This is a genomic window from Streptomyces odontotermitis, from assembly GCF_050510915.1.
Taxonomy (GTDB): Bacteria; Actinomycetota; Actinomycetes; order Streptomycetales; family Streptomycetaceae; genus Streptomyces.
The window spans coordinates 23,316-45,836 of the sequence record NZ_JBNJLS010000005.1; the positions used below are offsets into that span (position 1 = coordinate 23,316).

Here is a 22,521-nt window from a genome sequence, read left to right on the forward strand (position 1 = left end):
ACCGGATGACATACCGGAGTCCTCGTGGTGAAGGTGCCGCGGGGCGGTAGGGGGAGTGACCACAGTGGCGGGCACGGCAAGCAGGGCGAGAGAGCGCGGCGGAGCGGCACAGGAGCAGCGTCCGCCGTTGTGGGTGGAAGAGCCCGCACGCCGCAGAAGGCTCCCCGATCCGGTGCGGACGGCGGCCGTCCGCGCGGTGATCATCGTGTCCCTGACGCTGATACAGGCGATGATCGCCTTCCTGTGCGCCGTCGCCGGCTCCTGGCTCTCCTTCCCCATGGTGCTCAGCAGCGTGGGCAGCACGGTCGTCGCCACGTGGGCGGTCCTCGACGTGTGGGTGACGCGCCAGGTGTGGAACCAACGGCATGGAGTGGTCTCCGTACCGAGCAGCACGGCACGGCAGTTGAGGCGCGAGCGCCGCAAGGCACGCAGGCAGGCGCGGGTGGCGGCGCGCGCCAAGGACCGGATACGACGGCGTGGCGGGACCGGGCAGTTGTCGCACTCGTGAGGCCGGACAGCTGTCACGCTCGTGAGGCCGGGTAGCTGTCGCACTCGCGAGGTCGTGACGCACGCGTGCGGCTGTGACATCGCGGCCTTGCCGCAAGGAGGACTCAACTCCCCGCCGTTATGCCGCTATACGGTCGGTCATACGCCCGTCACTGCTGTCGGTCGCCCGAGCGCCCTTCGCGCCCGCGCGAAGCCCCGGGGCCGGTCGACGGCCAGCACGCCCGTGACGGCGCCCCCTCTCTCGTACGAGACGAGGAAGCCCTCGTCCCCCTCCTCCCCCAGCACGGGGAGTCCGCCCCCGTCGGACTGCCCCTCCATGACCCGGACCGTCGCTCCGTCGTCCCGGCGCCCGGCGAACTGGATGCGTGATCCGTACTGGTCCGACCAGAAGTACGGCGGCCGGGACGCGGTCTCGACGGTGTGTCCAGCGAGCAGGTTGCGCACGGCGACGCGGGGCTGCTCCGTGGCGCTGGTCCAGTGTTCGGCGCGGACGCCGCCCACGCGCGCGACGTCCCCGACGGCGGCCACCTGGGGCACCTCGGTGAGGCACCCCGCGTCGCAGACCACCCCGTCGCCCAGGGCGAGTGAAGTACCCCTGAGCCAGGCCGTGTTGGGGCGCGCCCCGATGCCGATGACGACCACGTCGGCGGGGAGGGTCCGACCGTCGGTGAGTTCCACCTGACGTACGGCATGAGCGCCCTCCCCGTGCCGCATCGCGCTCCCGCGCAGCGCCGCCACGCCCACCCCGGTGAGGAGCCGCGCCCCGCCTCTGCGGTGCAGCCCCGCGCAGACCGCCGCCAGCTCCGCACCCAGTTGGGGCACCAGGGGCAGCGGGGCCGCCTCGACCACGGTGACGTCGTGGCCGAGCCGCACGCACGACGAAGCGGTCTCGGCGCCGATGAACCCGCCCCCGATCACGACGACGCGGCACGGGCCGCGCAGCAGGTCGGCGCGGAGCGCGCGGGCGTCGTCGAGGGTGCGCAGGGTGTGCACGCCCGCGAGGTCGTGGGCCGGGCCCGGCAGGCGGCGGGCATGGGCGCCGGTGGCGATGACCACGGCGTCGCTCTCCAGGGCGCGGCCGTCGTCGAGCAGCACGGAGCGGGCGCGGAGGTCGAGGCCGGTGGCCCGGGTGCCGAGGAGCCACCGGGCGTCGATCTCGGCGGTCTCCTCGCTGTCGGTGAGGGCGAGTTCAGCAGGGGCGAGCTGAGGGCCACCGGCAGAGGATTCGTCACCCTCAGCCCCGGCCGCCACCCCCTCGCCCGCCGCAGCCCCGGAGCCCGCCATCAGGAACCCCTTGGACAGCGGCGGCCGGTCGTAGGGCTGATGCGGCTCCGCCCCGACGACCACCAAGCGGCCGTCGAAGCCCTGGGCGCGCAGCTCTCGGGCCGTGTAGAGCCCGGCGAGCGAGGCGCCCACCACCGTGACGGCCTTCATGCCGCGGAACCCTCCTCCGCGGTCAGGTGCACCTGGATCGTGCCGTTCACGACGGTGACCTGGTGGGTGCGGACGGAGCGGCGCGCGGGCAGGCAGGTCGCCTTGCCGGAGCGGAGATCGAATGAGGCGGCGTGGAGCGGGCATTCGACCAGACAGCCCTCCAGCCATCCCTCCGACAGGGAGGCGTCCTGGTGGGTGCAGGTGTCATCGATGGCGAAGAGCTCGCCGTCGGCGTTGAACACGGCGATGGGCGGCGTGGTGTCGATGCGGATGGACTCGCCCGCGGGGAGGTCGTCGAGGCGGCAGACGGGAATCATGGTCCCCCCAATAGGTCCCTGGTTCCTGGGTCGTTGAAGAGAGGTGCGGGGCGCCGAGCAGACCGAGCGGAGCACACCCGGTGTCGAACCGAGGTGATCCGTATGGGGTGTCGTGCCCTGGAACAGCCTGTTCCCGAGACCGGTCGGGAACAGGACCCTTCGGTAACATGATGTTTCGCATGGCGCACGATGAAGCGCTGTGCGCAACAGAATCCGGTCGGGGCGCCCGCCGCGTCAAGGGCTTCCCGAAGATGCGGCCAGATGCGGCTTCGACGAGCCGCCGGACGGTGAGAGTTGAGATATGACCGGCACGCGGAAAGACGCTGACCAGAGCGGCAACGGGGACGGGCGGACGGCGGCGCGGCAGTCCAGAGGGGCCGCGGGATCCGTCCAGTCCGTGGACCGCGCGGTGAGCGTCCTGGAGATCCTCGCCCGGCACGGCGAGGCCGGAGTCACCGAGATCGCGGACGAGTTGGAGGTGCACAAGTCGACGGCCTTCCGGCTGCTCGGGGTCCTGGAGAGCCGGGGCCTCGTCGGCCAGGCCAAGGACCGCGGCAAGTACTTCCTCGGCGCGGGGATACTCCGCCTGGCCGGGGCGGCGGCCGTGCGCATGGACATCTCGCAGGAGGGCGGCCCCGTCTGCCGTGAACTCGCCGACGAGCTGGGCGAGACGGTCAACATCGCGGTCCTCGACGACGACGCGGCGGTCAACATCATGCAGGCGCGCGGGCCGGCGTCCGTGACCGCGCAGAACTGGCTGGGCAGACGCACTCCGCTGCACGCCACCTCCAGCGGCAAGGTGCTGCTCGCGCACCTCCCGACGACGCTGCGCGAGGGCCTGCTCGCCCGCACCCTGCCCCGCCTGACCGAACACACGGTGACCGGAACGGCCGCGCTGCGCGGCGAGTTGGAGTCCGTCACCGACCAGGGATACGCGATCGCGGTCGAGGAGCTGGAGATCGGCCTGGCCGCCGTGGCCGCCCCGGTGCGCGCGCACGACAGCAAGGTGATCGGGGCGCTCAGCGCGTCCGGGCCCGTCTACCGGCTGACCGAGGACCGGCTCATCGAGCTCGCCAAGCGCACGGTGGCCGCCGCGCAGGAGCTCTCCCGCCGCATGGGGTACGGCTTCTGAACGCCTACGGCTCCTGACGGAGCCGCCCTGTCGACTCCCGTACGAGGGCGGGGCCGGGAATTCCCGGCCCCGCCCTCACGTGTGTCAGCCGCGTTTCGGTCCGCCGAACCGTTTTGCGAAGGCTTAACTCCGGCCCCTTGACGGCCTCTTGATGGCGCTTCCACGATGTCTCCCATAGCGCAACTGATCGTGGAGTACGCAACAACTGTCCACAGCGCAGAGGAGACTGGCCGTGCCACACGAGGTCCGAGCCGTCGTCGCCCTGAAGAAGGGCGCACCCGTCGAGGTGCAGACGATCGTGGTGCCCGATCCCGGACCGGGAGAGGCACTGGTGTCCGTGCAGTCCTGCGGGGTCTGCCACACGGATCTGCACTACCGGGAAGGCGCGATCAACGACGACTTCCCGTTCCTGCTCGGCCATGAGGCGGCAGGCACCGTCGAGGCGGTCGGCCCGGGCGTCACCGGCCTCACCCCCGGCGACTACGTGGTCATCGCGTGGCGGGCCCCCTGCGGCGCCTGCCGCTCCTGTTCCCGGGGTCGCCCGTGGTACTGCTTCGACTCCCGCAACGCCGCCCAGCCCATGACCCTCCCGGACGGCACCCCGCTCAGCCCCGCTCTCGGGATCGGCGCCTTCGCCGAGAAGACCCTGGTCGCGGCCGGGCAGGCGGTGAAGGTCGACCCGGCGGCCCGCCCCGAGGCCGCCGGCCTGATCGGCTGCGGCGTGATGGCGGGATACGGGGCGGCCGTGCACACGGGCGGCGTCAGCCGCGGCGACACCGTGGCCGTCATCGGCTGCGGCGGGGTCGGCGACGCCGCCATCGCCGGGGCGTCCCTGGCCGGTGCCCGCCGCGTCATCGCCGTCGACATCGACGACGCGAAGCTCGACGGAGCCACCCGGTTCGGCGCCACCCACACCGTGAACTCCCGCGGCACGGACCCCGTGGCGGCCGTGCGCGAGCTCACCGGCGGCTTCGGCGTGGACGTCGCCATCGACGCGGTGGGCCGCCCGGAGACGTACAAGCAGGCGTTCTACATGCGGGACCACGCGGGCGTCCTGGTCCAAGTGGGCGTCCCGGAGCCGGACATGGCGATCGAGCTGCCCCTCATCGACCTCTTCTCGCGGGGCGGCGCACTCAAGTCCTCCTGGTACGGGGACTGTCTGCCCGCGCGGGACTTCCCGATCCTCATCGACCAGTACCTCAGCCGCCGCCTCGACCTGGGCGGCTTCGTCACCGAGACGGTCTCCCTCGACCAGGTGGAAGAGGCCTTCGCACGGATGCGGCAGGGCCAGGTGCTGCGATCGGTGGTGGTCCTGTGAGCGGCCTGAACAGCAGCCCGCGCGCGGGTGCGTCCCCGCGCGTGATCGTCATCGGCGCCGGGATCGTCGGCTGTTCGCTCGCCGACGAGCTCACCGCGCGCGGGTGGACGGATGTGACCGTCCTCGAGCAGGGGCCGCTGCCCGCCCCCGGAGGCTCCACGTCGCACGCTCCGGGGCTCGTCTTCCAGACGGGGCCCTCCAAGACCCTCACGTCCTTCGCCGCGTACACCGTCCAGAAACTGAACTCGCTCTCCGTGGACGGGCTTTCGTGTTTCAACCCCGTCGGCGGTCTCGAACTCGCCACCACGCCCGAGCGCTGGGCCGATCTGCACCGCAAGGCCGGTTACGCCGCTTCCTGGGGCGTGCGCGCCGAGCTGGTCGGACCGGAGCGCTGCAAGGAGCTGTGGCCGCTGATCGACGCGGACAAGGTCCTCGGCGGTCTGCACACCCCCGACGACGGGCTCGCCCGCGCCGTCCTGGCCTGCCGCGCCCAGATGGAGCGGGCCGAGCGGCGCGGCGCCCGCTTCCTGGACCGGCACACCGTGACCGGGATCGACCGGGAGGGCGGCCGCGTCACCGCCGTCGTCACCGACCGGGGCAGCTTCCCGGCCGACCACGTCGTCTCGGCCGCCGGGTTCTGGGGGCCGGTCATCGGGCGGATGGCGGGCGTCGACGTGCCACTGCTGCCGCTCGCCCACCAGTACGCGAAGACGGCGCCGCTGCCCGAGCTGGCCGGCGTCAACGACCCGCGCGCGGAGGCCACGCGGCCCATCCTGCGCTTCCAGGACCGCGACCTGTACTTCCGTGAGCACACCGACCGCATCGGCATCGGCTCGTACGCCCACCGGCCGCTGCCCGTCGACCCGTTCACCGTCGCCACGTACGACGAGGCGACCGCCCGCGCGCAGGACATGCCCTCCTCGCTGCCCTTCACTGACGACGACTTCGCACCGAGCTGGCGGGACAGCCAGTGGCTGCTGCCCGCCCTGGGCGCCTCGGCCATCGAGGAGGGCTTCAACGGGGTCTTCTCCTTCACGCCCGACGGCATGCCGGTCCTCGGCGAGTCCCGCGCCCTGCGCGGCTTCTGGCTGGCGGAGGCGGTGTGGGTCACGCACTCCGCGGGCGTGGGGAAGGCGGTCGCCGAGTGGATGGTCGAGGGGCGTGCCTCCGTCGACCTGCACGACTGCGACCTGGCCCGCTTCGAGGAGGCCCAGCGCTCCCCCGCGTACGTCGCCGAGCGGGGCGCGCAGCAGTTCGTCGAGGTGTACGACGTCCTCCATCCGCTGCAGCCCATGGAGCAGCCGCGCCCGCTGCGCGTCAGCCCCTTCTACGCCCGGCAGCAGGAGCTCGGCGCCGTCTTCCTGGAGGGCGGCGGCTGGGAGCGCCCGCACTGGTTCGAGGCCAACGCGCCCCTCCTGGAGGGCCTCGACGTGCCCGCACGGGACGACTGGTCGGCCCGCTACTGGTCGCCGATCGCGGCGGCCGAGGCCCGGGCCACCCGCGAACGCGTCGCGCTCTACGACATGACGCCGCTGCGCCGCCTGGAGGTCACCGGGCCCGGAGCCCTCGACTTCCTGCAGCGGATGACCACCAACAACCTCCGTAAGAAGCCCGGTTCGGTCACCTACACGCTGCTCCTCGACGAGGCGGGCGGCGTCCGCTCCGACCTGACGGTGGCCCGGCTCGCCCCCGACCGCTTCCAGGTGGGCGCCAACTCCCCCGCCGACCTGGACTGGCTGCTGCGCCACGCCCCCGCCGACGTGCACCTGCGGGACATCACCGCGGGCACCTGCTGCGTCGGCGTCTGGGGGCCGCTCGCGCGCGACCTGGTGCAGCCGCTCACCCGCGACGACTTCTCGCACAAGGCGTTCGGCTACTTCAAGGCCAAGGAGACCCACATCGGCCACGTCCCGGTCACCGCCCTGCGCCTCAGTTACGTGGGCGAGCTGGGCTGGGAGCTGTACACCGGCGCCGACCTGGGGCTGCGGCTGTGGGACACGCTGTGGGAGGCGGGGCGCGCGCTCGGGGTCATCGCCGCGGGGCGGTCCGCGTTCAACAGCCTCCGCCTGGAGAAGGGCTACCGCGCGTGGGGCGTCGACATGACCACGGAGCACGACCCGTACGCCGCGGGGCTCGGTTTCGCCGTGCGCCCCGACAAGGGCGAGTTCGTCGGGAGCGCGGCCCTGTCCCGACTCGGCTCCCCCGAACGGAAGTTGACGCCCCTCCTTGTCGACGATCCGGCCGCCGTCGTCCTCGGCAAGGAGCCGGTGTACGTCGGCGGGACGCCCTCCGGGTACGTCACCAGCGCCTCGTACGGCTACACGCTGGGCCGCTGTGTCGCGTACGCCTGGCTGCCGCCTCTGGAGTCCGGCACCGGGGTGCACATCGAGTACTTCGGAGAGAAGGTCTCCGCGACCGTCGCCGAAGAACCCCTGTTCGACCCGGAGATGACCCGCATCCGCCGCTGACGGCCCCTCCTTGTCGCCCTTCTCGCCGATTTCCCCTTCCTCGCCTCCTGGAGGCCCTGTGTCCCCCACCTACGACGTGATCGTCATCGGCCTCGGCGGCATGGGGAGCGCCGCCGCCCACCACCTCTCCGCGCGCGGGGCCCGCGTGCTCGGCCTGGAGAAGTTCGGCCCGGTGCACGCCCGCGGCTCCAGCCACGGCGGGTCGCGGGTCACCCGCCAGTCGTACTTCGAAGACCCCGCGTACGTCCCGCTGCTGCTGCGCTCCTACGAGCTCTACGAAGCCCTGGAGCGGGACACCGGCCGCGACATCGCCACCCTGTGCGGCGGCGTGATGGTCGGCCGCCCGGACAGCCGCACCGTCGCGGGCTCGCTGCGGTCGGCGCGGCAGTGGGACCTGCCCCACGAGATGCTGGACGCCCACGAGCTGCGCCGCCGCTTCCCCACGCTCGCCCCGCGCGAGGACGAGGTGGCCCTCTACGAGGCGCGCGCCGGGTTCGTGCGTCCCGAGAACACCGTCGCCGCCCATCTGCAGCTCGCCGGGCAGCACGGCGCGGACCTGCACTTCGAGGAGCCGATGACGCGCTGGGAGCCCTGCGGGGGCGGTGTGCGCGTGCACACCGCCGAAGACACCTACACCGCGGGCCAGTTGGTGATCTGTCCGGGCGCCTGGGCGCCGCGCCTCCTCACCGACCTGGGTGTGCCGTTCACGATCGAACGGCAGATCATGTACTGGTTCCAGCCCACCGGCGGCGTCGGCCCCTTCCTCCCGGAGCACCATCCGATCTACGTCTGGGAAGACGCACAAGGAGTGCAGGTCTACGGCTTCCCGGCCATCGACGGGCCCGAACTCGGCGCGAAGGTCGCCTTCTTCCGCAAGGGGACCGTGTGCACTCCGGAGACCATCGACCGGACGGTGCACGACCACGAGATCGCGGCGATGGCCGGCCACATGTCCCGGCAGATCCCGCTGCTACCCGGCCGCTTCCTGAAGGCGTCGACCTGCATGTACTCCAACACCCCCGACGAGCACTTCGTCATCGCCCGGCACCCGGCCCACCCGGAGTCCGTCACCGTCGCGTGCGGCTTCTCCGGCCACGGCTTCAAGTTCGTGCCCGTCGTCGGGGAGATCGTCGCCGACCTGGCCCTCCAGGGCCGCACGCACCACCCCATCGAGCTCTTCGACCCCAGCCGCCTCGCCGGTGCGCCCGCCTGAGGAGTACGACCGTGACGACCTCGCCCACCACCTCGAACCCGGCCCGCACGGACCCGGCCGGGCCGTCCGCCGCCCCCGCGCGCGACGCCAGCCTGATCGCCACCCTGCCCGGCCGCTCCTACACCGACCCCGAGCTCTTCCGGCGCGAACAGCAGCACGTCTTCGAAGCGCTGTGGTGCTGCGCGGTGCGCTCCGCCGACCTGGAGAAGCCCGGCGCCTTCCGCACCGTCCAGATCGGCCGTGAGAGCGTCCTGGTGACCCGCACGCGCGCGGGTGAGCTGAGGGCCTTCCTCAACGTCTGCCGCCACCGCGGCGCCCGGCTGTGCACCGAGGAGTCCGGCGAGGTCCGCCGCGCCCTCCAATGCCCGTACCACGCCTGGACGTACGCCCTGGACGGCCGCCTCGTCGCGGCCCCGAACCTGGTGAAGATGCCGGACGTGGACCGCTCCGCGTACGGGCTGCACTCCGTGGCCCTCAGGGAGTGGCTCGGCTACGCCTGGGTGTGCCTGGCCGAGGAGCCGCCCTCCTTCGAGGAGACCGTCATGGGCGCGGCCGTGGAGCGGCTCGGGGACCCCGCCGCCATCGAGCACTACCGCACCGAGGAGCTGGCCCTCGGCAAGCGCGTCCGCTACGACGTGCGGGCCAACTGGAAGCTCATCGTCGAGAACTTCATGGAGTGCTACCACTGCGCGACCATCCACCCCGAACTCACCGAGGTCCTGCCCGAGTTCGCGGACGGCTTCGCCGCGCAGTACTACGTGGGACACGGCGCCGCCTTCGGAGAGGACGTCGAGGGCTTCACCGTCGACGGCAGCTCCGGCTTCGGGCGACTGCCCGAGGTCGCCGAGGAACAGGACCGCCGCTACTACGCGATCACGGTCCGGCCGACGGTCTTCGTGAACCTCGTCCCGGACCACGTCATCCTGCACCGCATGTTCCCGCTCGCGGTCGACCGCACGGTCGTCGAGTGCGACTGGCTGTACGCACCCGACGTCGTCGCGTCGGGCGCCGACCTGTCCAAGTCGGTGGAGCTCTTCCACCGGGTCAACACCCAGGACTTCGCGGCCTGTGAGCGCACCCAGCCCGCGATGGCCTCACGGGCCTACCGCGCGGGCGGGGTCCTGGTGCCGACGGAACACCACATCGGGGACTTCCACGCGTGGCTCACGGAGCGGCTCTCCTAAGCGCCGGGCGCCGCCTCCTTGGCCGGCGGACGCTTGAACATCCGCGTCGCCGTGATCTCCCCGTGCACGGTCTCCCCGGCCGGGTCCTGCTGCTGCGGCAGGCCCGGCCGCAGGTGCTCCTCGACGCTGATGTACTTGAGCCCGGCCCGCAGGTCCGCGTCGTTGCGCAGGCGGATGACCAGCGGGAACTCGGCGAGTGCCGTCGTGTCGAACAGGCCGGTGGTGTACAGCAGCTGCACGCCCAGCGCGTCCGACACGGCCCGCTGGAGCTCCAGGAGGTACGTCGCGTTGGCGCGGCCGATGGGGTTGTCCAGGAACAGCGTGCCCGCGTGCCGGTGCTTGTCCCGGCCCCGGTCGTTGCTGCGCAGGGCGGCCATCGTGCAGTACAGGGCGATCGCGGCGGTGAGCAGCTGGCCACCGGAGAAGACGTCGCCCATCTGCCCGACGGGGACCCGCTCGGCGCGCAGCACGGCGTCCGGCTTGAGGATCTCCACGGCGACGCCGCGCGGCTCCAGGGCGGCCTGAACTCCGCGCAGCAGCAAGGACATTCCGTCCCGCCGCATGTCGGAGTTCTTCTTGACGGCCGCGCGCGTGGCCTCGTCGATGACCTCGCCGAGCCGCTCGGTCAGCGTGGCCTGGTCGGGCTCTTCGAAGCGGACGCGCAGGAACTCCTGGCCCGACCACTCCCCCAGGCCCTCCGGCAGCCGCGACAGGCGCTGCGCCGAACGCAGCGTGGCCAGGGCCGACTCGACCAGTCCGCGCAGCCGGTCCACGATGCTGTCGCGGTTGCGCTCCAGCTGCTCCAACTCGTCGGTGAGGACGCGAAGTCGGGGTGCGAAGGCGTCGGCCCACTTCTTGGCGTGCTCCGGCAGCGCGGACGCGGGCAGTTCGCGGATCTGCTGGCGTGCGGGGGTGCGCACCTGTTCGTAGCGGGTGGAGTTGGCGTGGCGCACCAGGATGTCGCTGGCCTCGCGCACGGCCGCCTCGGCGGCGGACAGGTCGGCGGCGCAGCCCCGCAGAGAGCGGCGGGCCTCGGCAGCGGCCTGACGGCCCTCCTCGAGGGCGCCGGGGTAGGGCTCGGGCTCCTCCTCGGCCTCGTCGTGGTGCTCGCGCAGCAGGTCGCGCAGGAGCGCGGCCGTCTCGTCGAAGCCTCCGGCCGCGTCCTCGGTGGCGCGGTGGGTCTGCAGGAGTACGGCGTGCGCCTCCTTCGCCCGGCTCAATGCCTCGGTGCGCGCGGCCAGTTCACCGGTGGCGGTGCGCAGCAGCGCCTGGGCCTGCTCGGCGTCGGCGGGCACCAGGTCCTCGGGGAGCTCGGTGTGCGCGTCGCCGTCCTCGGGGGCATGCCGCTCGGCCTCGCCGCGCAGTCGGCCGAGCTGCTCGCTGGCGGCAGAGGCACGGGTCTCGATGAGCTGGACCTGGGCCTCCGCGCGCGCGGCGGCGGCCTGCCGGGACGGCCCGTCCGCGCCGTCGGTGCCCTCCAGGAGCTGGGCGGCGCGGGTGCGGACCTTGTTGCTGAGCCGGTCGAGCTCGGCGAGGGCGGCGGACTCGTCGCTCTCGGCGCGGGCCTGTTCGGCGCGCAGGTCCGCGCCGACGCCGACCTTCTCGTACAGCTGTGAGGCGGCGCGGTACGCCTCGCGCAGCGCCGGGAGGGACGTCTTGGGGGCGCCCGCATCCGCCGGTACGTCCTCGGGGGCGCCCGCGATGTCGGCGCGCTCGGCGCGCAGGGCTCGCGCGGTGCGGCGGGCGTCGTCGGCGGCGCGCTGGGCGGCGCGGCGGTCCTCGTCGGCGGCGCGGGCGCGGTCCAGGCAGGTCTGGGCGCGGGCCTCCGACTCGACGGCGTCGTCGGCGAGTTCGCGCAGGGTGGTCTGCCAGCCGGCGCGCTCCCGGAGGCGGAACGCGAGTCCGGCGAGGGCGTCGGCGGCGCGCCGCGCCTTCTGGGCGGCCTCCTGGCGCTCGTCCCGGACCCGGGACGCCTCCGCGGCCGCCTCGTCGGCCTCCGCGCGCGCGGTGCGGGCCTCGACGAGCTCGGCCTCGCTCTCCTCGGCGAACTCGCGTGCCTCGCGGGCGGCCTGGGCCAGCTCGGCGAGCCGTCCCGCCGGGCAGCCGGTGCGCCAGGAGCCGAGCCGGGCGGCGAGCTCGCGGTCCTTGGCGAGCCGGACCGCGAGGGCGCGGATCTCCTCGTCCCGCCGGCCGGCCCGCGCGCGGAGGGCCTGGCGCTCCTCGTCGGCGGCGTGCTCGTCGTGCATGGCCGGGTTCGGCGGCACCAGGAAGACTCCGGAGGCGCCCGCCTCGGAGTCGGACTCGGCCGGGGTCGGGGCGAGCAGGGCCGCCGCGGTGCCCACGGCGACGGCGGAGCGGGGCAACAGGGCGGCACCGTCCAGCACTTGGCGGGCGCGCGCGTGGGTGTCGGGCTCGGTGATGACGACGCCGTCGACGAGCTCGGGGCGGGCGGCGAGCACGCGCGCGTGGTCGGCGGGGTCGACGGCCTGAGCCAGGTAGCGCCAACCGGGCAGGGCGGGGATGCCGTGCTCGCCGAGGTACTCGACGGTGGCCAGGACGTCGGGTCCCGGGGGCAGCAGCCCACCGTCACCGAGGGCGCCGAGGATGCGGGCGTCGTCGGCGGCGGCGGTCCTGAGCTCGAAGAGCTGCCGCTCGGCCGTGCCGACGCCGTCCTCCAGGAGGGTGCGCAGGTCGTCGGCGCCGCGGTCCAGGTCCTCGGGGGTGAGGCGGGCGCCCTCGGCGGACCCTTCGAAAGCGGGCTCCGACTCGACCGTGCCGTCGGCGTCCGTACGGGCCCTGGGCACTGCGGCGGCGCCGGACTCGCCCTCCAGACCGAGGAGTTCGGCGATGCGCTCCTCGGCTGCGAGGGACTCGGCGGCGCGGCGCTCGGCGTCGTGGGCGCGCTCGGCGGCGGCCGCCGCGTCCGAGGCGCGCGCCGCGGTGAGTTCGGCGCGGGCCTCGGCGGCGGCGGTCTCCCTGGCGTGGTCGGTGGCGCGCCGGGCCGCCTCGCGCGCGGTGTCCCAGGCGGCGACGGTGGTCTTCTCGGCGTCGCTCGCGGCGAGCGCGGCGCGGGCCGGGTCGGCGTCGGGCGCGGTGTCGTCGATCCAGCCCGCGCGGACGGCCTCGGCGGTCTCCTGCTCGACCTCGCTGAGGCGCTGGCGCAGGTGTCCGGCCTCGCTGCGGGCGCGCTGCGCCTCGGTGGCGGCGGCGGTGGCGTCGCGGTGGGCGGTCTCGCCGGTCTCCTGGAGAGCGGCGGAGCGCTCTTCCTCTTCGTTGGCGAGGTTCTCCGCGTCCTCGGCGGCGGTGTGCAGGGCCCGTACGAGATCGGAGGCGGCCTTGGCGCGGGCGGCGAGGGCGGGGGCCGCGTCCCGCTCGGCCTCGCGGATCGCGGCGGCCACGCGCGCGGAGCGGTCGGCGGCCGCCCGGTGGCGCAGGACGGCCTCGGCGGCCTGCCACGCGGAGTGCAGCGTGCGGGCCTCGGTGAGCTCGCGGCGCTGGGCCGCGGCGGCCTTCTCAGCGACGGTGAGCGCCAAGGAGGCGTGCCGGTAGGCGAGTTCGGCGGAGATCAGGGCGCTGGTGCCGCGCGCCTGTTCGGCCTCGGTGACCGTGTGGGCGGCGGCCGTGACCTGCTCGGCGAGCTCGGCGGCGCGGCCCCGCTCCTGGGCTCCGCGCGCGGAGAGCCTGCGGGCGAGGGTGCGGGTGCGCCGCTCGGCGCCCGCGTGCACGTCACGCGCGCGTGCCCGGGTGTCGGCGGCGTCGACGATGCGGCCGAGGAGGTCCACGGAGCCCGCGGTGAAGTCCCGCTCGGCGATGAGCTCGGCGCGCCGCCCCAGCTTGTTGCCGAAGCCGTGGACGAGGTCGGCGAGACCGTCCGTGTCGCGGGTGTCGGTGACGGCGCGCAGCAGCAGGTCGGTGAAGTCGGAGTCCTTCTTGACCGCGAACAGGCCGGCGGCCTCGCCCTCGTCGGCGTTCATCTCGCGCTGGTAGCGGAAGAGTTCGGGGTCCAGGCCGAGGTCGCCGAGGTGCTCGTTCCAGCGGTCGTGGATCTCCTCCCAGTGCACTTCGAGATGGGGATACGCCTTGACCGCCTCGGTCAGTGCGTCCCGGAAGCCCTTCATGGTGCGGCGCCGCCCCTGGGCCCCCGAGGCGCCCTCGACGGGGGCGCGGACGGCGGTGGACTCGGCGACCGGCAGCGAGTCCAGGCTCATGCCCGGGCCGGGCCGGAACGAGTACCACGCCTCGGCGAACTTCCGCGGGTCGTTCGAGACCTGCCGCCCGCGCCACTCGCTGACCTTGCCGACGACCACGCACTCCCCGGTCAGGGTGTGCTGCCACTCCAGGGCGACGTGTCCGCAGTCGTCGGCGAGGAGGAACTTGCGCAGCACGCCGGAGCTGGCGCCGCCCAGGGTGTTGCGGTGGCCCGGCAGCATCACCGAGAAGATCAGCTTGAGCAGGACGGACTTCCCGCCGCCGTTCTCCAGGAAGAGCACGCCGGCGGGTGCGGGGCGGCGCGGCGGCCCGACCGGCTCGTCCTCGAAGAACTCCGCCTGGGCGGGCGCGGGGTCGGGCACAGGCTCGCCCACGCCGCGCAGGTCAAGCACGGTGTCGGCGTAGCGCGCACCGGCGGGGCCGATGGAGTAGAGGCGGACCCGGGACAGCTCGTACATGGCGGCGGACTCTCGTCGTAAGTCGTGTGGAACGGCAGGAAGTTGAGGGGGGCGGGGGCGGGGCAGGCCCCGGGGGGGCAGGGGCCGGGCGGCGGTGCGGGGCGCCGCCGAGTGCGTCAGGAGTGGAACGGCAGGCCCGCGCCCTCGGCCAGCTCCAGGTCGTCGGTGTCGTCGGGCGGCAGCAGCGTCGCCGAGCCGTCGGTGACGGGCACGATGCCCAGCTCCAGGAGCTCGGCGAGCGCCGCGCTGCCCGCCATGTCGCGGACCTGGAGCTGGTAGCGCGCGGTGGTCCGGTAGGTGCCTCCGGAGTCGTCGCCGGTGCGCTGCAGGAAGCCGGAGTCGGTGAGGAACGCGACGGCCTTGCCGACGATGCCGGTGGTCGAACCGGCCAGACGGCGGGCGTCCTTGGTGGCTCCGGTGGCGCTGCGCCGCGCCCAGATCCGCCAGGCGGCCTCCAGGCCCGGGGCGTCACTCGCTGGGTCGGTGTTCTCGCCCTGCTCCTCGGCGCGCTCCTCCAGGCGGCGGCATGCCTGGCGGACGAACGCGTCGACCCCGTTGACGCTGACGCGTCCGATGTAGCCGTCGTCCGCGAGGTCCTCGGGGCGCGGGAACGCCATGGCGGCGACGGAGAGATGGGCGAGGCCGTGCAGGAAGCGGTCGGTCGAGTCGGCGGAGGCCCGGCGGGCGTAATCGCCCATGCGGACCGCGAAGACCGAGTCCTCGGCGGCCGTCACGGCCATCCCCGCGCGCGCGGACACCTCCAGGACGACGAGCCCGAGCCCGGCGGCGACGGCGTCGGCGAGCCGCGCGAAGGGCGGGTCCTCGCGGTAGCGGCGCAGCAGTTCGCCGTACTCCTGGTCGCGGGCGGGCTGGAGCTTGGGCTGGAGGCCGAAGGCGACGAGCCGCGCCGCGTCGGCGGCGTCGGCCGGGGTGACGGGGGCGTTCGGAGCGGGTGCCTCGGAGGCTTCCGGCTCGCCCCACGCGGCGTGCTCTGCGGGGTGCTCGGTCACGGCTGGTGCTCCTTGCGGCAATGATGCGGTCGTACGTCGCCAAAGGCGCCCGGCGCCTCGGCGCGGGCCCCGTGGATCTTCGGAGGGTTCGGCTCGGCGGCCATCAGGCGGCCTCCGTCCGGTCGGCGGCCATCCCGACGGCGTCCAGGAGGGCGGTGCCCACGATGAGGTCGGCGCCGCCGAACTCCGCGTCGTCGAGCTCCGTGCCGTCGTCCACCGCGAACAGCAGCTTCTCCTCGCCCTGGCGGTAGGCGGTGCCGACCGGCGGGCTGGCCGCGTGGACGGCCAACAGGGCGACCAGGTACGGCAGTTCGGGGTCGCGGCGGCGGGCCTCGGCGAGCAGCCCGGACAGGCGCCGGGGCGCGTCCGAGGGCAGGTCGAGCAGCTCCATGGCGGACGCGAGCTGCTCCTCGCTGAACCGGCTGTCGTCCGGGGTGGCGATCAGGTCCGGCTCGGGCATCTCGGCGCCGAGGTGTTCGCGCTCTATGGGCGGCGTCAGCAGTATGTCCACGAGGTCGCCGACGCGGACCGAGACGGGCGTCCGCAGGCCGGTGCCGCGCGCGAAGAAGGCGTCCGTGACGCGGATCGCCTGTTCGACGGGGAGCGGCAGGACGGGCGCCACGAGCTGCCCGTACAGGTCGAGGCCCGCGCGCGCGGTGGGCGTGGCGAACGCCTGCCGGTCCTGCTCGGCCCGGAACAGGGGCCCGGCCTCCAGGAGCCGGGACTGGAGCTGGGTGTGGCGGCGGATGCAGTCCTTGACGATGTCGACCAGCTCGGCGGCGCGGCGCTTGTGCTCGGGGTCCTCGGACTCGTCGCGGGCCTTGCGGATGTTGGTCAGGATCGCGTTCTCGTGGCGGTAGCGGTCGGCGACGTGGTCGAGCGCCTCGGCGATCATGTCGGGAACGGCCTCGAGCCAGTCGACCGCCCGGACGTTGCGCCGGGTCGCGTCGAGGGCCTTGCGGAGCGTCTCCGAGTACTGGACGGTCCGGTAGCGGGCCTGCTCGGCGGCGAGCTGGGCGTCGGCCAGACGGCCGCGGCTGATCAGGACCTCGAGCTTGACCTCGGCGGCGATCTGGGCGCTGGTGACGTCCGTGTCGAGGGCGCCGACGAGGACGTTGACCGCTTCGTCCGTCGTACGGAGGTACACGCTCCCCCCGTAGCCGGGGACCTCTTCGATGAGCTTGAAGTCGTAGTCCCTGCGGACATACGAGCCGTCCGGCGCGAACGTGCCGTACACCGCGCGGAAGCCGCGGTCGACACTGCCGACGTTGATCAGGTTCTCCAGGACCCAGCGGGCCACGCGCTCATGCTCGGCGGCCGGGCGCCGCGGGGCCTGGGCGGCGACGCGCGGGAGCAGCCTGGCCACCACCTGCTCGTGGTCGGCCCCGGTGTCGAAGTCCATGTTGAGCGTGACGAGGTCGATGGCGGAGAGGGCCACCTCGGCCATCGCGTAGCCCGAGTACTCCCCCGCGAGGTTCGCCTTGCGCGCGTCCAGGTCGTGCAGCGGGGCGGTGCAGGCGAGCGCGCGCAGGCGGCGCGCCAGGCCCTCGTCGGCGGCCGGGCCCAGAGCGGGCCGCGGTCCCGCGCTGAGCTGGGGCGGAGCGGTGTCCGTTGCGGCAGGCGAAGTCACGGTGCACAGACTAGGTCCTCGGTCTGACAACGGTCGAAACGGCGCAGAATCGACCGCTTCGGCTGCGGCTCGGGCCCGACGGGATCGACCGCTTCGGCCGCGGGTCGGGCCCGGCAAGATCGACCGCTTCGGCCGCGGGTCGCGCGGGAACCTCAGCCGTCCGCCCCGGCCGCCGGCCTCACCCCTCCGCCGCCACCCGCTGCCCGTACGCCTCGACCAGCCCGCGCCGCGAGTCGTCGAGGTACTCGGCGAGCAGCCCCTCGGCCCCGACCGCGTCGCCGTCGCGCAGGCTCCGCAGGATCTTCCGGTTGCGGACGAGGTAGGGCTCGTGCAGCCGCCGCGGGTCGTCCACCACGTGGAAGGCGAGGCGCAGTTCGGCGAAGACGCTGCGCATCACCTCGTCGGTGCGCGCGCTGCCGGCGAGGGCCACGAGGGCGCGGTGGAAGTGGATGTTGGCCGTGGAGACGCCCTTCCAGTCCCCGGCGCGCGCCGCCCTGCCGCCCTGCTCCACCGCCTCCACCACCGCGTCGAGTGCGAACGGCGGCTCGCCGAGCGCCCGGACGACGGCGCACTCCACGAGGCGCCGGGTCCGGTAGATGTCCTCGACGTCCTCGATGGTGAGCACGCGCACGAAGACGCCCCTGTTGAGCTCGTGGACGAGCAGGCGTTCGTGGGTGAGCAGCCGGAACGACTCGCGCAGGGTGTTGCGGGAGACGCCGAGGGCGCCGCCGATGCTGTCTTCGGAGAGCCGCGTTCCGGGCGGGAAGAAGCCCTCCGCGATGCGGCTCCGCAGGATGTCCGCGACGCGCTCCGCGGTGCTCGTGCGGCCCAGGAGCGCGCGGTCGTCGGCGAGACCCGTCAGTTCAGCCATGCGCAGCCATCCCCTCAGCCATGCCCGGATTCAACCGCAGACTCAAGAACGAAACAACATGGGTATTGAGGGATCGTTCAACGATCCTCTACCTTGTCGACTCATCAGCACACGCACAGCACGGCTCAGCACACGCACAGCACGGCCCAGCACACGCACGGCCGACAGCACTCACAGCACCGCCCACCCCTCTGCGAGGTGCCCATGAGTACGACCCCACCGCCCCACGCCGTCACCGCCGACTCCCAGGGAGCCACGGGCGAACTCGCCGACCAGGAGGGCGCGTTCGGCTGGCTCCGCGCCCTCGGCCCGCGCGGGCGACGCGCCTTCGCCGGCGCCTTCGGGGGGTACGCCCTCGACTCCTACGACTACTTCACGCTGCCGCTCAGCATGGTCGCGCTGTCCGCCTACTTCGGCCTCAACAGCGGCCAGACCGGCCTGTTCACCACGGTCACGCTGGTCGTCTCGGCGGTGGGCGGCGCCGTCGCGGGCGTGGTCGCCGACCGTGTCGGCCGCGTCAAGGCGCTCATGATCACCGTCATCACGTACGCGGTGTTCACCGTCGCCTGCGGGTTCGCGCCCACCTATGAGTGGCTGCTGGTCTTCCGCGCCCTCCAGGGGCTCGGTTTCGGCGGCGAGTGGGCGGTCGGCGCCATCCTGGTCGCCGAGTACGCGACGGCGAAGAACCGCGGGCGCACGCTCGGCGCGATCCAGAGCTCCTGGGCCGTGGGCTGGGCGCTCGCCGCGGTCGTCTACACCCTGGTCTTCGAGTTCCTCGACGACGACCTCGCCTGGCGGGTGATGTTCTGGACCGGCGCGCTCCCCGCGCTCCTGGTGATCTATGTGCGCCGCCGGGTCACCGACGCCCCGGAGGCGGCCGAGAAGCGCAAGCACAGCTCTACGAAGGGGTCGTTCACGGCCATCTTCCGGCCGGACCTGCTGCGCGTCACGCTGTTCGCCGTGCTCCTGTCGACCGGTGTCCAGGGCGGCTACTACACCCTCGCCACCTGGGTGCCCACCTACCTCAAGGACGAGCGCGGGCTCACGGTCGTCGGCACCGGCGGCTATCTCACGTTCCTGATCTCCGGGGCCTTCCTCGGCTACCTCACCGGCGGCTACCTGACCGACAAGCTGGGCCGCAAGCGCAACATCGCGCTCTTCGCGTTCCTCTCCGCGCTGAGCATCCTCGCCTACACGAACATCCCCGAGGGCTCCAACGGCCTTCTCCTTGTGCTCGGTTTCCCGCTCGGCTTCTGCATGTCGGCCATCTTCAGCGGGTTCGGCTCCTTCCTGAGCGAGCTCTACCCCACGGAGGTGCGCGGCACGGGGCAGGGCTTCACGTACAACACCGGCCGGGCCGTGGGCGCCGCCTTCCCCACCCTGGTGGGCTTCCTCGCCGACAGCTGGGGCGTGGGCGGTGCGCTCGTCTTCGGAGCGATCGGCTACGGCCTCGCCGTGATCGCGCTCTTCGGCCTGCCGGAGACGCGGGGAAGGGAGCTGGTGTGACAGCGAAGGCCCCCAAGGAGGCGCGGGCGCGCTTCCGTTCCGGAGTGAGCGGACCGACCGCGGGCCAGGCGGCGGGCCACACGCAGGCCAACCTGGTGGCGGTCCCCGCCGACTGGGCGTACGACATGCTCCTGTTCTGCCAGCGCAACCCGAAGCCCTGCCCGGTGCTCGACGTGACGGACGCGGGTGCCTGGTCGACGCCGCTGGCGCCGGGCGCCGACCTGCGCACGGACCTGCCGCGCTACCGCGTGTGGGAGCACGGCGAGTTGGTCGACGAGCCCACCGAGGTGGTGGCGCGCTGGCGCGGCGACCTGGTGTCCTTCCTGATCGGCTGCAGCTTCACCTTCGAGTGGGCGCTCGCGTCGGCGGGCGTACCGCTGCGCCACATCGAGCAGGGCCGCAACGTCGCGATGTACGTGACCGACCGGCCCTGCCGGCCTGCGGGGCGCCTGCGCGGTCCCCTCGTGGTCTCCATGCGCCCCGTGCCGCCCCGCCACCTGGCCGCCGCGATCAAGGAGAGCGCCCTGCTGCCCGCGGTGCACGGCTCCCCGGTGCACTGCGGCGACCCGTCCGGGCTCGGCATCGCGGACCTCGCACGGCCGGACTTCGGCGACCCGGTGGACGCCGAGCCTGACGACATCCCGGTCTTCTGGGCGTGCGGGGTGACTCCGCAGGCGGCCGTGATGGCCTCCCGGCCGCCGTTCGCGATCACCCACGCACCGGGGCAGATGTTCATCACGGACGCCCGTGACGAGCAGTACCGGGTCGCGTGAACCACCGCGAACCACCAGCACGTTGTGCACCACCAGCACCAGGAACCACCCAAGTACCGCGAGAAACGGACGACATGAGCACAGGCACCATCGATCTGAACGCCGACCTCGGGGAGGGCTTCGGCCGCTGGCGGCTCACCGACGACGAGGAGCTGCTCTCCGTCGTGACCAGCGCCAACGTGGCCTGCGGCTTCCACGCGGGCGACGCGGCCACCATGCGCCGCGTCTGCGGGCTCGCAGCGGAGCGCGGCGTGCGGATCGGCGCCCAGGTCTCCTACCGCGACCTGGCGGGCTTCGGGCGGCGCGCGATGGACGTGCCGCCCGAGGAGCTGGCGGCCGAAGTGGCGTACCAGATCGGCGCCTTGGAGGTGTTCGCGCGCGCGGCCGGTACGCGCGTGTCCTACGTGAAGCCGCACGGCGCGCTCTACAACCGCGTGGTCGACGACGGCGAGCAGGCCGCCGCCGTCATCGAGGGCGTCCTGCTCGCCGACGGCACCCTCCCTGTGCTCGGGCTGCCGGGATCGCGTCTCCTGGAGACGGCGGAGAAGGCCGGACTCCCGGTCGTGACCGAGGCGTTCGCGGACCGCGCCTACACCGCGCGGGGCACCCTCGTGCCGCGTGGCAGCGACGGCGCGGTCATCACCGAGGCGGACCAGGTCGTCGAACGCTCCGTCGACATGGCCCGCGACGGAGCCGTCACCGCGCACGACGGCGACCGGATCACCGTCCGCGCCCGCTCCCTGTGCCTGCACGGCGACACCCCGGGCGCCGTGGCCCTGGCCCGCCGCGTACGGGCCCACCTGGAGTCCGTGGGCGTGCGCGTGGCGGCCTTCGCGTGAGGGCGCTGCCGGTCGGCGCGCACGCGCTGCTCGTCGAGGTCGCCGACGGCGCCGCCGCCGAGGCGCTCCACGCCGAGCTGCTGCGCCGCCGCGCCACGGGCGCCCTGCGCGTACGGGAGATCGTCCCCGCGGCCCGCACGGTGCTGCTCGACGGCCTGGACGACCCCGCCCGCCTCGGTACCGAACTCCCGGACTGGCACATCCCCCCGCTGTCTCCGCGCGCGGAGGACGTCCTGGAGATCCCCGTCCGCTACGACGGCCCCGACCTGGCGGACGTCGCGGCGCACTGGGGGGTGCCCGTCGCCGAGGTCGGCCGGATTCACGCGGCGGCCCGGTTCCGCGTCGCCTTCTGCGGGTTCGCGCCCGGCTTCGGCTACCTGACCGGGCTGCCCGAGCGGCACGAAGTACCGCGCCGGGCCACGCCCCGCACGACGGTGCCCGCCGGCGCGGTCGCGCTCGCCGGCCCGTACACCGGGGTGTATCCGCGTCCTTCTCCGGGCGGCTGGCAGCTGATCGGCTCCACGGACGCGGTGCTGTGGGACCACGCGCGCGTGCCCGCCGCGCTCCTGACGCCGGGCGTCCGCGTCCGGTTCGTACCGCTCACGCCGTCCGGGCGAGCTGACGCTCCCACCTCGCCCGCACAAGAAGACACCTCCGTACGCGGAGACACCTCCGCACGAGGAGCCGCACCCCTCCCGTCGCCCCCGGAGCCACGATGACCGACCGTGCCTTCGCCGTCGTACGGGCCGGAGCCCTCACCACCGTGCAGGACCTCGGCCGCCCCGGCCACGCCCACCTGGGAGTGCCCCGGTCCGGCGCGCTCGACCCGCCCGCCGCCCGCCTCGCCAACCGTCTCGTCGGCAACCCCCAGGACGCGGCCGTCCTGGAGACCACCCTCAACGGCTGTGCGCTGCGGCCGCGTTGCGCGGTCACCGTCGCGGTCGTGGGCGCGCCGTGCCCGGTCCGCGTCGACGGACGCCCGGCGCCCTGGGGTGCTCCCGTGCGCATCCCTGCGGGGGCGCTGCTCGACGTCGGCACGGCCACCTCCGGAGTACGTGCCTATGTCGCGCTCAGCGGCGGCGTCGCCGTCGAGGAGGTCCTGGGGAGCCGGGCCACGGACCTCCTGTCCGGTCTCGGCCCGCCCCCGCTGGCCGACGGGACCGTGCTCCCTCTGGGCGGGCCGCCCCCGACCGCCCCACACGCGCGCGTGGACACCGTCCCGCACCCCGCAGCGCCCCGCGAGCTGATCCTCCGGGTCGCCCTCGGACCCCGCGCCGACTGGTTCACGGCCGGGGCCCTGCGGACGCTCACCACGCGCGCGTACCGGGTGTCCTCGGCGAGCAACCGCATCGGGCTGCGCACGGAGGGGCCGTCCCTGGAACGGACCGCGCGGGCCACGACGCGTGAACTGCCCAGCGAGGGCATGGTGTTGGGCGCGGTGCAGGTGCCGCCGGACGGAAGACCCGTGGTGTTCCTCGCGGACCATCCGACCACCGGGGGCTACCCGGTGGTGGCTGTGGTCCGGGAGGGGGATCTCGCGGCGGCGGCCCAGTCAGTGCCGGGCACGACGGTGCGCTTCGTGCCCGGCACCCGGCACTGAACGACCGCCCACCGCCCGACTGACCCGTCACGCTCGCCCTCAACGGCCGGTC

Annotated in this window: 17 protein-coding genes; 11 read left to right on the forward strand and 6 right to left on the reverse strand. The window is 73.8% G+C overall.

Translation table 11 applies throughout. The features are described from left to right. Nucleotides 1-64: 64 nt before the first annotated feature. Nucleotides 65-508: a hypothetical protein gene (locus tag ACQB60_RS16025; RefSeq protein ID WP_496926665.1), complete on the forward strand. Its 444-nt coding sequence runs from the start codon at nucleotides 65-67 to the stop codon at nucleotides 506-508. Nucleotides 509-645: 137 nt separating this feature from the next. On the opposite strand, the gene ACQB60_RS16030 is transcribed toward ACQB60_RS16025, so the two are convergent. Both ACQB60_RS16030 and ACQB60_RS16035 read right to left on the reverse strand, forming a co-directional pair. Continuing rightward, nucleotides 646-1,941 carry an NAD(P)/FAD-dependent oxidoreductase gene (locus ACQB60_RS16030; RefSeq protein WP_496926666.1) on the reverse strand — a complete coding sequence of 432 codons (1,296 nt, stop codon included), beginning with the start codon at nucleotides 1,939-1,941 and terminating at the stop codon, nucleotides 646-648. Next, nucleotides 1,938-2,258 carry a bifunctional 3-phenylpropionate/cinnamic acid dioxygenase ferredoxin subunit gene (locus ACQB60_RS16035; protein ID WP_384848895.1) on the reverse strand — a complete coding sequence of 107 codons (321 nt, stop codon included), beginning with the start codon at nucleotides 2,256-2,258 and terminating at the stop codon, nucleotides 1,938-1,940. The genes ACQB60_RS16030 and ACQB60_RS16035 overlap by 4 nt, the downstream gene beginning before the upstream one ends. A gap of 301 nt (nucleotides 2,259-2,559) precedes the next feature. Between ACQB60_RS16035 and ACQB60_RS16040 the strand changes: the two genes are divergently transcribed. From ACQB60_RS16040 to ACQB60_RS16060, 5 genes are all read left to right on the forward strand, one after another. Beyond that, nucleotides 2,560-3,390, forward strand: coding sequence for an IclR family transcriptional regulator (locus tag ACQB60_RS16040; RefSeq protein WP_496926667.1), 831 nt, complete (start codon nucleotides 2,560-2,562; stop codon nucleotides 3,388-3,390). Nucleotides 3,391-3,622: 232 nt separating this feature from the next. After that, nucleotides 3,623-4,708: an S-(hydroxymethyl)mycothiol dehydrogenase gene (locus ACQB60_RS16045; RefSeq protein ID WP_496926668.1), complete on the forward strand. Its 1,086-nt coding sequence runs from the start codon at nucleotides 3,623-3,625 to the stop codon at nucleotides 4,706-4,708. After that, the gene (locus tag ACQB60_RS16050) at nucleotides 4,705-7,176 is read left to right on the forward strand and encodes a GcvT family protein (protein ID WP_496926669.1); all 2,472 of its coding nucleotides are present in this window, start codon (nucleotides 4,705-4,707) and stop codon (nucleotides 7,174-7,176) included. Before ACQB60_RS16045 ends, ACQB60_RS16050 begins: the two co-directional genes overlap by 4 nt. A 58-nt stretch (nucleotides 7,177-7,234) precedes the next feature. After that, nucleotides 7,235-8,389, forward strand: coding sequence for an N-methyl-L-tryptophan oxidase (solA, locus tag ACQB60_RS16055; protein WP_496926670.1), 1,155 nt, complete (start codon nucleotides 7,235-7,237; stop codon nucleotides 8,387-8,389). 11 nt (nucleotides 8,390-8,400) lie between these two features. Next, nucleotides 8,401-9,573 carry an aromatic ring-hydroxylating oxygenase subunit alpha gene (locus ACQB60_RS16060; RefSeq protein ID WP_496926671.1) on the forward strand — a complete coding sequence of 391 codons (1,173 nt, stop codon included), beginning with the start codon at nucleotides 8,401-8,403 and terminating at the stop codon, nucleotides 9,571-9,573. On the opposite strand, the gene ACQB60_RS16065 is transcribed toward ACQB60_RS16060, so the two are convergent. From ACQB60_RS16065 to ACQB60_RS16080, 4 genes are all read right to left on the reverse strand, one after another. After that, entirely contained in the window at nucleotides 9,570-14,240 is a 4,671-nt protein-coding gene (locus ACQB60_RS16065) for a coiled-coil domain-containing protein (protein WP_496926672.1), read from the reverse strand. The two genes, ACQB60_RS16060 and ACQB60_RS16065, sit on opposite strands and share 4 nt — an antisense overlap. 116 nt (nucleotides 14,241-14,356) lie before the next feature. Continuing rightward, the gene (locus tag ACQB60_RS16070; RefSeq protein WP_496926673.1) at nucleotides 14,357-15,250 is read right to left on the reverse strand and encodes a hypothetical protein; all 894 of its coding nucleotides are present in this window, start codon (nucleotides 15,248-15,250) and stop codon (nucleotides 14,357-14,359) included. Between the two features lie 103 nt (nucleotides 15,251-15,353). Next, a complete protein-coding gene (locus ACQB60_RS16075) occupies nucleotides 15,354-16,880 on the reverse strand; it encodes a hypothetical protein (RefSeq protein ID WP_496926674.1) in 1,527 nt (508 codons plus the stop codon). Between the two features lie 178 nt (nucleotides 16,881-17,058). Then, nucleotides 17,059-17,751 (reverse strand): GntR family transcriptional regulator, encoded by a 693-nt coding sequence (locus tag ACQB60_RS16080; protein ID WP_496926675.1) that lies wholly within the window; start codon nucleotides 17,749-17,751, stop codon nucleotides 17,059-17,061. A 204-nt stretch (nucleotides 17,752-17,955) separates the two neighbouring features. Here ACQB60_RS16080 and ACQB60_RS16085 point away from each other — a divergent pair, with 204 nt between their 5' ends. The 5 genes from ACQB60_RS16085 to ACQB60_RS16105 all read left to right on the forward strand — a co-directional run bounded on the left by ACQB60_RS16085 (nucleotide 17,956) and on the right by ACQB60_RS16105 (nucleotide 22,469). Further along, nucleotides 17,956-19,257: an MFS transporter gene (locus ACQB60_RS16085; RefSeq protein ID WP_496926676.1), complete on the forward strand. Its 1,302-nt coding sequence runs from the start codon at nucleotides 17,956-17,958 to the stop codon at nucleotides 19,255-19,257. After that, the gene (locus ACQB60_RS16090) at nucleotides 19,254-20,030 is read left to right on the forward strand and encodes a putative hydro-lyase (RefSeq protein WP_496926677.1); all 777 of its coding nucleotides are present in this window, start codon (nucleotides 19,254-19,256) and stop codon (nucleotides 20,028-20,030) included. The genes ACQB60_RS16085 and ACQB60_RS16090 overlap by 4 nt, the downstream gene beginning before the upstream one ends. Nucleotides 20,031-20,104: 74 nt before the next feature. After that, nucleotides 20,105-20,869, forward strand: a complete 765-nt coding sequence (locus ACQB60_RS16095; RefSeq protein WP_496926678.1) for a LamB/YcsF family protein — start codon at nucleotides 20,105-20,107, stop codon at nucleotides 20,867-20,869. Beyond that, nucleotides 20,866-21,588, forward strand: coding sequence for a 5-oxoprolinase subunit B family protein (locus ACQB60_RS16100; RefSeq protein ID WP_496926679.1), 723 nt, complete (start codon nucleotides 20,866-20,868; stop codon nucleotides 21,586-21,588). The genes ACQB60_RS16095 and ACQB60_RS16100 overlap by 4 nt, the downstream gene beginning before the upstream one ends. Further along, nucleotides 21,585-22,469, forward strand: coding sequence for a 5-oxoprolinase subunit C family protein (locus ACQB60_RS16105; RefSeq protein ID WP_496926680.1), 885 nt, complete (start codon nucleotides 21,585-21,587; stop codon nucleotides 22,467-22,469). Before ACQB60_RS16100 ends, ACQB60_RS16105 begins: the two co-directional genes overlap by 4 nt. Nucleotides 22,470-22,521: the final 52 nt, after the last annotated feature.

Coding starts and splice junctions, on each gene's coding strand:
- ACQB60_RS16030 (WP_496926666.1), bottom strand. CDS start 1,941: ATGAAGGCCGTCACGGTGGTGGGCGCCTCGCTCGCCGGGCTCTACACG.
- ACQB60_RS16085 (WP_496926676.1), top strand. CDS start 17,956: ATGAGTACGACCCCACCGCCCCACGCCGTCACCGCCGACTCCCAGGGA.
- ACQB60_RS16065 (WP_496926672.1), bottom strand. CDS start 14,240: ATGTACGAGCTGTCCCGGGTCCGCCTCTACTCCATCGGCCCCGCCGGT.
- ACQB60_RS16095 (WP_496926678.1), top strand. CDS start 20,105: ATGAGCACAGGCACCATCGATCTGAACGCCGACCTCGGGGAGGGCTTC.
- ACQB60_RS16040 (WP_496926667.1), top strand. CDS start 2,560: ATGACCGGCACGCGGAAAGACGCTGACCAGAGCGGCAACGGGGACGGG.
- ACQB60_RS16035 (WP_384848895.1), bottom strand. CDS start 2,258: ATGATTCCCGTCTGCCGCCTCGACGACCTCCCCGCGGGCGAGTCCATC.
- ACQB60_RS16080 (WP_496926675.1), bottom strand. CDS start 17,751: ATGGCTGAACTGACGGGTCTCGCCGACGACCGCGCGCTCCTGGGCCGC.
- ACQB60_RS16105 (WP_496926680.1), top strand. CDS start 21,585: ATGACCGACCGTGCCTTCGCCGTCGTACGGGCCGGAGCCCTCACCACC.